The organism is Micavibrio aeruginosavorus ARL-13, assembly GCF_000226315.1.
In the GTDB taxonomy this organism is placed as follows: domain Bacteria; phylum Pseudomonadota; class Alphaproteobacteria; order Micavibrionales; family Micavibrionaceae; genus Micavibrio; species Micavibrio aeruginosavorus_B.
This window is the reverse complement of the sequence record NC_016026.1, coordinates 814,083-827,090: the sequence shown is the minus strand read 5'-3', so window position 1 is coordinate 827,090 and position 13,008 is coordinate 814,083. Positions and strand designations below refer to the sequence as shown.

The 13,008-nt window shown below is 53.3% G+C and carries 12 protein-coding genes; 3 read left to right on the top strand and 9 right to left on the bottom strand.

What is annotated here, in order from left to right; genetic code table 11:
- Window positions 1-16: 16 nt before the first annotated feature.
- Both yajC and MICA_RS03885 read right to left on the bottom strand, forming a co-directional pair.
- Window positions 17-370, bottom strand: a complete 354-nt coding sequence (yajC, locus tag MICA_RS03890) for a preprotein translocase subunit YajC (RefSeq protein WP_014102390.1) — start codon at window positions 368-370, stop codon at window positions 17-19.
- A gap of 144 nt (window positions 371-514) precedes the next feature.
- On the bottom strand, window positions 515-1,966 hold the full coding sequence (locus MICA_RS03885) for a coiled-coil domain-containing protein (RefSeq protein WP_014102389.1): 1,452 nt from the start codon (window positions 1,964-1,966) through the stop codon (window positions 515-517).
- A gap of 180 nt (window positions 1,967-2,146) precedes the next feature.
- Between MICA_RS03885 and MICA_RS03880 the strand changes: the two genes are divergently transcribed.
- Window positions 2,147-2,785, top strand: a complete 639-nt coding sequence (locus MICA_RS03880; RefSeq protein ID WP_236619961.1) for a hypothetical protein — start codon at window positions 2,147-2,149, stop codon at window positions 2,783-2,785.
- A gap of 72 nt (window positions 2,786-2,857) precedes the next feature.
- Here the strand turns inward: MICA_RS03880 and MICA_RS03875 are convergent, their stop codons facing one another.
- The 7 genes from MICA_RS03875 to serS all read right to left on the bottom strand — a co-directional run bounded on the left by MICA_RS03875 (window position 2,858) and on the right by serS (window position 11,266).
- Window positions 2,858-4,090, bottom strand: coding sequence for a hypothetical protein (locus MICA_RS03875; RefSeq protein WP_236619960.1), 1,233 nt, complete (start codon window positions 4,088-4,090; stop codon window positions 2,858-2,860).
- An 89-nt stretch (window positions 4,091-4,179) separates the two neighbouring features.
- Entirely contained in the window at window positions 4,180-5,385 is a 1,206-nt protein-coding gene (locus MICA_RS03870) for a hypothetical protein (protein ID WP_148260415.1), read from the bottom strand.
- Between the two features lie 147 nt (window positions 5,386-5,532).
- Window positions 5,533-6,849, bottom strand: coding sequence for a hypothetical protein (locus tag MICA_RS03865; RefSeq protein WP_014102385.1), 1,317 nt, complete (start codon window positions 6,847-6,849; stop codon window positions 5,533-5,535).
- 101 nt (window positions 6,850-6,950) lie between these two features.
- The gene (locus tag MICA_RS03860) at window positions 6,951-8,006 is read right to left on the bottom strand and encodes a DUF3592 domain-containing protein (protein WP_014102384.1); all 1,056 of its coding nucleotides are present in this window, start codon (window positions 8,004-8,006) and stop codon (window positions 6,951-6,953) included.
- The gene (locus MICA_RS03855) at window positions 8,006-9,103 is read right to left on the bottom strand and encodes a LysM peptidoglycan-binding domain-containing M23 family metallopeptidase (protein ID WP_236619959.1); all 1,098 of its coding nucleotides are present in this window, start codon (window positions 9,101-9,103) and stop codon (window positions 8,006-8,008) included. The genes MICA_RS03860 and MICA_RS03855 overlap by 1 nt, the downstream gene beginning before the upstream one ends.
- Window positions 9,066-9,758 carry a protein-L-isoaspartate(D-aspartate) O-methyltransferase gene (locus MICA_RS03850; RefSeq protein WP_014102382.1) on the bottom strand — a complete coding sequence of 231 codons (693 nt, stop codon included), beginning with the start codon at window positions 9,756-9,758 and terminating at the stop codon, window positions 9,066-9,068. The genes MICA_RS03855 and MICA_RS03850 overlap by 38 nt, the downstream gene beginning before the upstream one ends.
- Before the next feature lie 200 nt (window positions 9,759-9,958).
- Window positions 9,959-11,266: a serine--tRNA ligase gene (gene serS / locus MICA_RS03845; RefSeq protein WP_014102381.1), complete on the bottom strand. Its 1,308-nt coding sequence runs from the start codon at window positions 11,264-11,266 to the stop codon at window positions 9,959-9,961.
- Window positions 11,267-11,494: 228 nt separating this feature from the next.
- Here serS and MICA_RS03840 point away from each other — a divergent pair, with 228 nt between their 5' ends.
- Both MICA_RS03840 and MICA_RS03835 read left to right on the top strand, forming a co-directional pair.
- Window positions 11,495-12,070, top strand: a complete 576-nt coding sequence (locus tag MICA_RS03840) for a hypothetical protein (protein WP_014102379.1) — start codon at window positions 11,495-11,497, stop codon at window positions 12,068-12,070.
- Window positions 12,067-12,996 carry an N-formylglutamate amidohydrolase gene (locus MICA_RS03835; protein ID WP_014102378.1) on the top strand — a complete coding sequence of 310 codons (930 nt, stop codon included), beginning with the start codon at window positions 12,067-12,069 and terminating at the stop codon, window positions 12,994-12,996. The genes MICA_RS03840 and MICA_RS03835 overlap by 4 nt, the downstream gene beginning before the upstream one ends.
- Window positions 12,997-13,008 lie beyond the last annotated feature (12 nt).

Sequence of the window (13,008 nt, the reverse complement as noted above, 5' to 3'; positions counted from 1 at the left end):
CTTTGGACCGTCTCTATTACTTCTTAACGGTATCGTTGGCCGGTTTCGGGTCGATACGGGTCTGGATGGTGGAGCGCAGAGCCGTCACCTTCAAACCGTTACCCAAATCGACAACCACTTCACCATTCGTGGTGTCGATGGAATCAACCGCACCGATCAGACCACCAGCGGTCAGAACCTTGTCGCCCTTCTTCAGGGCGTCCAGCATGTCGCGGTGCTCTTTGAAACGGCGTTGTTGCGGACGGATCAGCAGCAGATAGAACATAACAACCATCAGCAGGATCATCAGCAGGTTGGATGTCAGCATCCCGCCCGTGGAACCGGTTGCGGCGGCGGCATCAGCCGATGCATGTGCGATAGAGATAAACATGGCGCAAAAACCCTCGTATTTTTCGTAACAAAGATGTGTGGAATCGTCCCCGGACTATAGCCACAAGCCCACCAAACGCAAGCGATTGGCGGGCTTGTTCATAATTTTCCTGTGAAATAAGGCCGTTAAGCCAGATTTCGGGCCTTATTCCGGTTTAGCGGCCGGTTTTGCGGTGCGCGGGGCACGGGGTTTTCTTTCAGCCTTGCCTGCGGTTGCAGTTTGCTCAATCACCTGAGCCTCTTCTGCGACGTCGGGTGCGTTGTCATTTCCGGCCGCTTTCTGCTCAAACCGCAGGGACAATTTGTCACTGGTTGCCGAGCCCACCAACAGCTGGGCGCGTTTTTGCGCATTGGACTGGAAGGTTTCTGCCAAGGTCTGCGTTGCCTGCTCAAGACGTTCTTGTGCGGCAACATGACGGCGGCTTTGGTCTGTAATCGTCAGCATTTCCGAAGACAGACGCTGCGCCAGACGTTCCGTTGAAGCGGCAATCTGTGCCAAGTGGAATGTCCCCTGCTCCATGCTCTTCTGGTGCATGACACGAGATGTTTCGTGCAGTTTCTCACTCTTTTCTGCCAGGTCTGCGCTCTTCTTATCTGCCGCAGTAATGACAGCCTGCAACTCGATACGATCCACCATCAGATTACCGTGGGCAATTTGACCCTCCCACTCACCCACTGACGACGTCAGATGCTCTTCAATCTTCACGTACATCTGGGTGTACATTTTCAAGGATTCTGACAACGTCACAATGTTTTGCAAGCTGTTTGCGCGCGACCCCAGCAAGCCCTCGACGGTACGGGCCATAACATCACCCGCCATCTGCAATTGTTGCAGTTCTTCAAGGCTAATAGCGCCATTTTCTTGTTCCGCAGGCAAAATCTCTTCATAGAAGCGACGTTGCAATTCTTGCCCCGCACCAATAGCCAGCGTCAGTGCACCATAAGCCTTGGTTCGCGCACCGCCCATGGCATTCACTTCGTTAATGTAGCTCGGGATTTTTTCTTTCGCGGTTTCCAGTTTTTCCACCAATGCGCGCGTGGTCAAAATGGCCTTACGCAAATCATCGCGGGCAGCTTCGGCTTCTTTTGCATGGTCCATTTCACCGCGGACCTTGCCCTTCACTTGATCGTATTTCTCTTTTCCAACGCGCGCACCTTTCATGCCCAACCCGGCCAGCAGACCAACAATCGGATTGACGAACATGGCCAGCGCCAAGCCTGTTCCAACTTCGGCTTTGTTATTTTTTACGATATCAAAACCACCTTTGGCCAAATCGTCCAAACGCTGAGTCAAAGCCCCCATGTCCAATCCGGAAACAGCATCGGCACATTCGCGCATTTCGGCGATAAAGCTGTTGTCGGCCATTACACGTTCATTGATTTTACGTGAAACTTGCAGAACGCCGTCTTTGGCTTCCTTACCGAAGCCAATAATGGTGTTCAAATCGCGCCAATCGACACCATCAATCATGGCATCCATCAGGGCGCGTGTTTCTTCATCGGCTGTGCGATAATCTGGAATGTCTTTATAAAAACGCGTTCCGTCTTCACCCTGCAGAACTTCAACTTGAATATCTGTCGTTTTGTTCGGTGCCATTGTTCGTTCCTTTAATGTGGTTTTGGCGCACGCCGTAAATATTACGGAAACTTATAGTCCCGCACCGATGGTCGGCGCAAGCTTTTTATGAAAAATTCCTTTCTTTTTTTCCGTCTTTTGGCTACACTCAGGCTACAGGATATTAACACATTGAATTTAAACGAATTTTTGGAGAACACGATGACCACGAAACCAACCCATGTTCTGGCTGTCGGCGCAAGTGAAGGGGGGCAGAATTACCATGTGGCGGGCTCCCTGAATGATCTGCGCAAGGTGTATAGCGCCCTGCTCGCCTCCACCAATCTGGACCAGACCAAAATCCGCAAATTGGATCAGTCTTTGTGCCTGTACCGTATGCTGAACCAACCGGAATGGACACCTGCAAAAGACTCCGTGTCTCTGGTTGAAATGCTCTCGGCTTTGAAAAAGGATGGCGTCGCCGCCCTCGCCTTTAATAAGAACGCGGCCGTCGAAAATCTGAAGAGCGTTGGCAAAACGCTGAAAGACGAGGCCCCGGCTCTGGCGATGAGCTTCCTTGGTGCCGTTAAAGGTGGATTGATTGGCAAGGCTCAGATGGCCGCCACGCTGGCCAATACGTTTTCCAAGGTCAAACCGCAACTGGGTGAATTGAAAGCCACGGGCGAAGCCGCCGTTCAATCCCTGCGCGACCGGATCAGCGGCAATAATGCCGAAGGCGTCGTAATGAAAGACGGTGCCTATATGGTTCACGCCACATGGCTGGCCAACCCGGACAACGCCAAACCGCTGACCAGCCTGGCCTCCCTGAAAAAAAGCCCAGGCGTGCCCAAACCGGCATAACTGAATCCGCACAAACAAAAACGGCGATCCTGTTAATGGATCGCCGTTTTTCTATCTCTGCATGCCGCCTACTTACCATTCCCACCCGGAACTGCTGCCATTTTTGCGCGTGACGTGGATGGTAGATGATTGTGGCAATCGCTTGTATTCACCAACCACCGCATGATCATTTCCAATTTTTTGGTCAATCGCCATGGCAACGGAACGATAAGCTTTCTCAAGCCCACTCATGAAGTCTATGATCCCATGGGGTAATTCTTTTACAGGTGTGGCGTTACACATAGCCGATCGAATATCGTCGACCTGCGCATCGGAATAGCCATTGTTTTTTGCCATCGTGACCACGCTACACATCCATTCATCAATTTTTTCTTTCTCATACGCCCCCATGGAAACGGCACCGTTTGACAATAAATCTTTGCTTTCCCGCACACATTCAAAAATGCGTAGATCTCGCAGGAAACGAATGGCTTCGGCCTTAATATCGGCCAATTCGTCGACAGGATTTCCGATGATATCTATCGATCGTTTAATAATATGATCCGCGATGGTATAGTTACGATCTTCCACCACGGCTGCGGCCATATTGCGAATATCTTCATCATTGATCCAATATCCATCAAACACCAAAAGACCTGTGATCTTATTCACCGGATCATCATTGTATTTTTTTGATCCGTTTTGAATATCCAGGACACATTGTTCAATCAAAACCGCACAACGCACCGCGAAATAGATCTCTTTCAAACGGTGCATATGAGTAATATCTTGACGCACGTCGCTCCATTGCGGGCCGTCTTTATAATGGGCGAATAGATCGGTTATGGATTGCGAATTCCAAACATTCGTCAGAACCAAATTCTTGCTTTGAATTTGCGCGTATAAATCTTCGTATTTTTTCACATTTTTTGGATCAAAATTGCCGGATGTGACAATTTCACCCGCAACCGGTTCATGCAAACGCCCGTTACGATCCGGCACGAACCCCTCGCGCAGACAGAAATTTTCGACATGGTCAAACCCCAGATCGTTTTTATCTGCACCACAGGGCAGCAAATTCATATCTAGCGCAGTAGATTCATATTCCAGCAAATATTGCGCAGCCTTGCCAAACGGAACGTTTTCCAAAACAGAAACGGTGGTGTAATCATCCCCCATTTGGGACACCTTAACCACATTCCATTGATCGGCAGCCAGAGCAACGACTTTTAAATACTGGCTATTGCCTTCGGGCAAATGGACGTTGGTATATTCACAGGTCCGGAATTTACGACCGAACGCAGCCTTTGAAAAGGATTCGGACAACTCCTCTTGCACCGGCGCGGGCAATAATGCCCGCTCTTCCTGCGGAGCAGATGCCCACGGCCACCCCCAAATTTTCAAAAAACCCGTTTTCAATTGATAGTCTTTCTCATGATGCTTTTTATAACCTCCATCGCCGTTGCACGCCCATTTTCAAGGCCGCGCACAATTTTGGTAATATGCGGCGGAACATGGTCTAAAAAAATGGCATTGCGGACAATATCGTCAAATTCTTTACGTACAGCAGAATACGGATTAAATCGCGCCGTCAGGCCACCCCCCTGTAATTCCAGGTAACGATTACGAATAGACTTCAAAATCCAGTTATTTTTTTCGTTATCGCGCAATCCCGTCGTATGCGTCAGATAGACCGCTTCCTGTGTCAGGGCGATGGATTCAAGTTCATCCAGAAATGTTTCAATCAAATCTTTTGCGGCACCAGAAAAGATTGGCGATTTTGCATCCCGTCGCACTAGACTGAACAAAGCCTTGGTTCGATCTGCCATATATTCGCGTTCAACCCGACCTTCAAAACGTTGTGCCAGGCGCAGAAGTGGCTTATCCCGGCACTCCGGATCGGTCCAGACATGGGGCGATTTATTACGCCACATATGATCAAACAAGTCCGTCACGGGCTTTACAATTTGAATGAGGGCGCTCCCATCCAGCATAATTTTGTTATTACGCAGGTAATTTTCAACCAGCGGGTCCAGCTTGCTTTTTTGCTTAAATTGCTCGCACAGCCACACACTGCCTTGATCAGAAAGGCTCAGTTTTTGGCTCTGAACCTCATTGAATTTTTCCAACATCTGCTTGGCATAGGCATTGTCGGTTACGATCTGGCCATTGATGGTCGGCTGGGGCATGCCGGATGCGTCGAACAAAATTTCGTGCCGCATGGCAAACGTTTCATAATGTTCCGCGCCCAGTGCATCGCGGTCCTGCCCCACGGGATCGCTGAAGCTGGTTACTTCGAACCGGGCCAGATACTCAATCGCATCAAAGAAATTGATCTTTTCTTTGACGATGATCGGCTTGATGTTGTCGGTGGCCACGGGCAAATTTGATTCTTCCAACAACACCGCACGGTCAACAACACGTTGCACCATCCATTGATCCAAAAACGGCGTGGTGGCCGTGGCGCGGTAATATTCGCTTTCGCCATCCATCTGGGTTGGGAATGCCAAGGTGCGACATGTCGTGCCATATTTGGCGCGGCGGAAATTATCCAACAGCTGGTCGCGCAATGATCGCTCATCACGGTCCGCTGCACCCTTATCTTTCAACAACCATTTCATCGCGCTCAGCCCTTCGGCATAGGGGCTTGCCCCCATTATTTCAGAATGGGGCAGGATAGCGTTATATTATGGAATATTGCAAGAAAATTATGGGTAAGAAAAACAACAAAAACCATTAAATATCAGTGGGATAAATTCACCCCATGCCTAACCGAGCCTGTTTTTGCTCTGGGCGGCTTTCGCCTCCACCAGAACCTGGTGGCGCATTTGCGCCGCCTCTCCGGCCATACGTTGCATGGCCCTGGCCGCGGACACGATGTGATCCGGCATGGCCTTTAACATGGTCCAGCTTTCAACATCAGCCATAAAGCGACGTTGATATTCATCTGCAACGGCGTCCTTATAATACGCTTTGCCATTGGCCTCGCTCTGCAACCGCGCGGCGGAATCCTGGATACTGGAAATTGTTTTTGATGCCTTGGCCGCTTCATCCGACGTATTTTTAGCCTCACGCAACACATAGGCCGCGTCTTGGACCATAGCGATATAGGCCACTTCCCGCAGATAGGAATGAACCGTTGCTTTTTCTTCCGCGCTGAATGTGGTGATTCCGCTTAAGATTTTTTCACAGCGGGAAAACACACTGCTGGCACGATAATCATACGCGCTGTCAAAACGGTAACATTGAATGTCAACACCGTAACGGTAATTCAATGATGATTGAGCAAGATCATTGTACGGTTCACTGTCATAAGACGGATAGCCTTGATCAGAGATACACAGATCGTCCCTGTTCCAAATCTCCGCACATAGATCAACCCACAACGTCATAATTTGCGCCGCACGTTTTAAATCATCTTCCTTGCGCGACTGAACCATAAAATTGCGCAATTTTTCACCAAGGTTCAGGACATTCCCACGCGCATCCATTTGTGCCTTTGGGGCCAGCATGGATTTTAATTCCAATTGCCCGCGCGCATCATACAATGCCGCCGTTGCCGTATCCGCGTAAACCCCAGCCACCGCAGGATGCCCACCAATTGTCGGTTGAGGCATGCCGTTCACATCCGGAATGATATCGTGCAAAAGGCCAAAGGCCTCGTAATGATCCATGCCCAGTTCTTCGCGCGTGGGGCCGATGGGATCAATCTTCGATGCCTGTTCCACACGGGCCAGATAGGTCAGCGCATCAAAAAAACCCAACCCCTCTTTTACAACATCAATTTTTCTGTTGGGGGTGGCCACCGGGGCTTTATTCGATTCCAACTGAACCGCGCGTTCGGTAATTTTTTGAATGCACCATTGATCCAATGTCGTCGTGGTGGCCAACGCGCGATAATAAACCGCATCCCCTGCAACAACCGCCGGGTACGACAATGTGCGGCATGTCACGCCATAGACGGCGCGTTGAAACGATGCCGCAACACCAGATGCCGAACATTCTGCAGGCGCGGGCAAAGCCGCCGTGGTTTGTGCCCCACCGCTGCCCTTGTTAAACCCGAAACTAATGCCCAAAAATTTCATGGATCTCGCCCTGTCAGGGCGGCACAGTAGCGCAACATTATGAAATATTGCAAGAATTTTACGCCCCAATAAAAAGGACAAATCTTATTTAAATCAATATGTTAGATCGATACATATCCCCGACGACGGTGCCCCGCAACCCCCAAAACGGTTCGGATCGCCGCCACCAGCACCGCCAACCCGACCAAACCAGAGGCCAGCACAACGATCCAGACCGCCGACACGCCCGCCTCGATCATCGCACGATCCGGGTTGCGCGCATCGTAAATGACATCAACGCCCTGCCCGACCGATACGCTGGGCGCATTGCTGCCCGCCTTGTCGGTAAAACGCACCCATTCATCATCGTGGGTGCGATATTCAATCACCGGATAATAAGCATCGGACCCCGATGGCCGATCAAGGGCAACAACGCGCCCTTCGGCATAAGCGCGGTTATGCAATATTGTGCCTGTGTCATACGCCACCCACCCGGCAACGCCCATGAAAACAAAAGCCACCAAAACGCTCAGCGGCAAAAAACGGAGCGCCAGATCATCCATGGTTTTTAATTGTGCCAAGGCCTCATCGCGATTGATCCGCGGACATTGTGCGCGTTTAGCCAACAGTTCTGCGGCCTTGCGTTTACGAAATTCTTCGCGGCTTTGCCATTCATGACGCGGACGGATCATGCGGGCAATTCTCCACGCAACCCACGCACCAAAGATAACGAAGATAAAAATTGTGTAGGGCGTTACAGGATATTGCAAAACACCAATCGCAATCGGCAAGGCCCCCATACCCCACAAAACCAGAGTCAGGACAATCCCGGACCCATCGCGAATGGTTGCCACGCGCGGTTCGTGCACATCCGGCATCACGCGCACAACCCGCCCCGGCAACTTTCCGGACAACCCCGATGACCCGTGGCGCGTTTCTGCCTCAACCACCACACCAACGTCGTTGGTATAGGACACAATCGGATAATAAACGGCCTTGCCCTTCGCCGCGTCACCACGCACACGCAAAGCGGCAATCTGCCCGGTATATGTGGTTTTGGTCCGACGATCATGGACATGGCTGAGGATCATCACACACGCGATGAACCAGAAAAACAAACCCGCAACCAGCCATCCGACTTGCTGGACCGCCGCCATCAGGCCGATCACACCACCCATTACGATTTCCGCCCATCCAGATAGGCTTCCGGGTTCAGTGCCTGAACCCCGCGGCGAATTTCGAAATGCAGTTGCGGGGTATCCACGGACCCCGTCATTCCCACCGTGCCAATGGCCTGCCCGCGTTTGACCGTGTCGCCGCGTTTGATGCTGATGGAATCCATATGGGAATACGCCGTCATCCACCGGTCCGCGTGGCGGATCAGGACCATGTTGCCATAGCCTTTCATCTCATTGCTGGCATACACAACCACGCCGTTTTCGGCGGCTTTTACGGGTGTCCCTTTTGCCGCCTTGATGTTGATGCCATCATTATGCAGGCCGCCCGCCTTCGCGCCATAGGACGAAATCACATTCCCCTCCACCGGGCGGAGGAATTTGGACGAGGCGCGCGGCGGAACCGTTTCAGGAATTTTTGCGGCCAGTTTTGGTGACGCCTGGTTCGCCGGGCGAACATCTGGCGCGGGGATAGACGCCGACGATGGCGACGCTCCCGCCGATGGGCCAGACGATGGAACAGGCGATGGCGCAGGCAATACTTCTGCCGTTACGGCCCCCGGGCGTGACGGCCGATTAACCGGGGCCAATGTTTCCCGTTCAATCACATCGGTACTGGCCGCGCCCTTCATGGCCACATGCTGACGCGTCACGGTTTCCTCTACCGCCGTTACGGGAATGCGTAATGTCGATCCCGCCACAACGGTATAGGGTGTGCGCAGATTGTTCAGCCGCGCAATATCGGTCACGCTGACCCCGAACAAACGCGACACGGTATAAAGACTGTCCCCAGCGCGCACCTTATATTCGCGCGGCGGCGGCAGCAGCAAATGCTGTCCCGGTTCCAACGTATAGGGGGCATTCAAATTATTGACGGTGATAATATCGCGCATATCCAACCGATAACGTTCGGCCAGCGCATAGACACTGTCCCCGGCAGCGACGACATGCGCGCCGGAACTGCCCGCGCCGCCATGCTGGCCGAATTTATAGGTGTGAACATCGTACGGTGCCGAACCACATCCCGACACCATCAACAATCCGGCAACAATGCAAAACCATTTACGCGCCGTCATCGTTTTCAACCGGGTCGTCGGCATTTTCGCTATACCGGGCCAGATCAGGCAGAAGCGGCACAAACCGTACCGGCAACAAATCCTTGACCGCATAGGTATCATCGCCTTCGCGCTTGTACCGTTTTAAAACCTGATGACCCGTGCGCCCCACGGGCACGATCATGATGCCGCCGATGGAGAGTTGTTCCAGTAACGCTTGCGGCGGAGAATCCTGCGCGGCGGCGGTGACGATGATGCGGTCGAACGGGGCCTGTTGCGGCCAGCCCTTCATCCCATCCCCGGCAATCGCCGTGATATTGCGGATTTTCAACTGCTCAAAAATCTTTTCGGCATGTTCCAACAAAGGTTTATGCCGTTCAATCGTATAAACCCTGCGAACAAGTTTGGAGAGAATGCACGCCTGATACCCCGACCCGGTGCCAATTTCCAACACCTTCATCCGGTCGTTCAGCTCCAGCGCCTGGGTCATATAGGCGACGATGAAAGGCTGGCTGATCGTCTGGCCGCGTCCGATGGGCAGGGCAATATCCTCATACGCCTGATCCTGCATCGCGCGCGGGATAAAAATCTCGCGCGGAATCCGCTCCATGGCGCTGAGGACGGCCGTGTCGGTGATGCCTGCACTGCGCAGGGCCATAATCAGGCGGATGATCTTTGGGGCGGGTGTGGGTGTGTTCATAACACCGGCGATTCTAAACACACATGGGCCGGGGGACAACGGGGAATATCCGGCTTTTTTCCAGCAGGTCCCGCCCTCTCCCCTAACCCCTCTCCCATGGGGAGAGGGGAACACGGCCAAACCCCAAATAAAAAGCCCCTCTCCCTATGGGAGAGGGGTTGGAGAGAGGGGCTGCCTCTCCTAATACTGAATGGGTAATCTTACCCCGCCGCGGCCTGTAACACGCGGGCGTTGGCGTCCAGCGGCATAATCTTGTCCAAACCGCCCATATAGGGTTTCAAAACGGTCGGAACAAACACGCCACCATCGGCCGGATCGTAGTAATTTTCCAAAACGGCGATCAGCGCCCGGCCCACGGCCAGACCCGACCCGTTCAGGGTATGGACGAATTCGACGTCCTTACCACCACGGCGGCGCATGCGGGCCTTCATCCGGCGGGCCTGGAAGTCGCCACAGTTGGAACAGCTGGAAATTTCACGGTATTTCCCCTGCCCCGGCAGCCAGACTTCGAGGTCATAGGTACGGCGTGCGCCAAACCCGGTGTCCCCTTCGCACAGGATGATCGTGCGGAACGGCAATTCCAGTTTGCGCAGGATATTTTCCGCGCAATTGGTCATGCGTTCATGTTCCGCCGCCGATTGATCCGGCGTGGTGATGGTGACCATTTCCACTTTATAAAACTGGTGCTGGCGGATCATGCCCTTGGTGTCTTTACCCGCTGCGCCGGCTTCGGACCGGAAGCATGGGGTAAAGGCGGTCACGCGCAACGGCAGGGATTCCGCATCCATAATCATGTCCGCCGCCATGTTGGTCAGCGAGACCTCCGCCGTCGGGATCAGCCAGTGATCCGTGGTCGTGCGGAACAGATCTTCGGAAAATTTCGGCAATTGGTTGGTGCCATACACGGCGTTGTCACGCACCAGCAACGGCGGCGATACTTCCGTATAACCATGTTCGCGGGTGTGGGTGTCCAACATGAACTGTGCCAAAGCCCGTTCCATCTGGGCCAAACCGGAATGCATCAACACGAAACGCGCGCCCGACATTTTGGCCGCCGTTTCAAAATCCATCATGCCCAGACCTTCGCCAATGGCAACATGGTCGGGACCGCTTTGGGTTTTCGGCGTGCCTTCCTTGCGGACTTCGACGTTGTGGTCTTCGTCTGGTCCGACGGGAACTTCGGCATCCAAGATGTTGGGCAGGCTGGACAGAATGCCATTCAGCTTTTCGGCCAAGGCGGCTTCTTCGGCTTCCAGCGCCGGGGCTTTTTCTTTAATCGCGGCCACTTCATCCATCAGGGCACTGGCATCGCCGCCCTTGGCTTTGATCTGGCCAATCTCTTTCGAGGCGACGTTACGGCGGTTTTGCAGCTCCTGCATCTGGGTTTGCAGGGCGCGGCGCTGTTCATCCAGGGCCAAAATGGCAGATGTTTGCGGCGCCAGACCACGACGGGCCCAGTTTTTGTCAAAGATTTCAGGGTTTTCCCTGATGGCGCGAAGATCGTGCATATCCGGCTCCGGTTAAGGCTTTTGCAAGCGGCATGGTTTAATATAAAATCTGTAATACTTATAATAACTTGCCCCCGAATGGTAAAGGGGGCATGGGATACGCGAAAATACCCCCACCACCCCACCCGTCACCCCGGCGAAGGCCGGGGTCCATAGGATGGATTGTATGGATACCGGCCTTCGCCGGTATGACGAAAATGGGGAAACAGCACGAGTGCCTATAAAAAAATGCCCACTCTGAACAAGAAATTTAGCACTGCCGCCAGCCAGTTGGGTCACACGATCCCCAATGTGGACGAAGGATTCTGGAATTTTTACAGGAATGTCTCGCTTGGCAAAGGCTCAACCATCCAGATCCCGGTCGAATTTATGAAGGGCGAACAAACCGTCGCCACCTGCCGGGTTGAGATGCTGGGCTCCCCGCTGGACCTGCAATGGGTGGCCCTGAAACTGGCGCTCACAGACAGAACCGTGGATTGGGATGCCGTGAAGATGAATCACAGCTCGCCCATCCCCTGGGCCACGGCGGAAGACCGCATGGCACAGAACGATGTTGCCGCCGCCTATGACTCCGCCGGATCAACCATTTTTGAAACCGCGATGGCGTTTGATGGCCATATCCGCGCCATCGACCCCAGCGCCCAATCCCCTGCCGAAATTGGCGAACGGTTTCGCGCGGCGCAGGCGGCCTTCGCCGCTGGCGTTGTGAAATCCGCACATGCCATTCACCGTGATGGCCCGGGCAACGGCCTCACATTTTGGATGAACTCCATCCGCCAACGTATCAGCCGCACACCAAAATGATGATCAATCAATTGCCGCCCCCATTGCACCGCGACCGCCTGTACCACGTCACAAAACCCCGCACGCGTGAGGTTCCGGTGATTTTTGATTCACCGCACAGCGGACGCGATTACCCGGATGATTTTGGATATGCCTGTGACTTCGACATGTTGCAGCGGGCGGAAGATAACGATGTCGATCACTTGTTCGACACCGTCGCGGATGCGGGCGGCACATTATTATGCGCCCTGTTCCCCCGGTGCTACATAGACACCAACCGGGCGGAGGATGACATTGATGTCGACCTGCTGTCGGAAAAATGGCCGGGACCGCTCCGCCCCAGCATGCGGTCTTATGCCGGGATCGGATTGATCCGGCGATTGGTGCGCCCGGGCGTTCCCGTCTATGACAAACAGCTTTCGGTGCGCGCGATCCAGCATCGCATCCACAATTATTACCACCCCTATCATGCGTGCCTGAAACATCTGATCGATGACGCGCATTATCGCTATGGACAGGTTTGGCATATTAATTGTCATTCCATGCCCTCGGCTGCGGCCATGACACTGCCGGCGCGCGGACCATTTCCGGCCGCCCCGACCGTGCCGCCGGTGTTTCCGGCGCAACCGGATTTCGTTCTGGGCGACCGCGACGGGACCAGTTGCGATATTGCCTTCACCCACACCCTAAGGGATTTCTTAAGAGGTTTGGGCTACAAAGTCAGTGTGAACAACCCGTACAAGGGTGTGGAGCTGGTCCGCCGCTATGCCGACCCGGCCCGGGGCCGCCACTCCATTCAGATTGAGATTAACAAAGCCCTGTACTGGGACGAGGTCAAAAACAAAAGAAACAAGAATTACAATGCGTTAAAGGATGATATCGACAAACTGGTTACATTTTCCGCAAATTATGCGGAACAGCACCTTGTCAACCTGGCCGCGGATTAGTATGATGTTTTT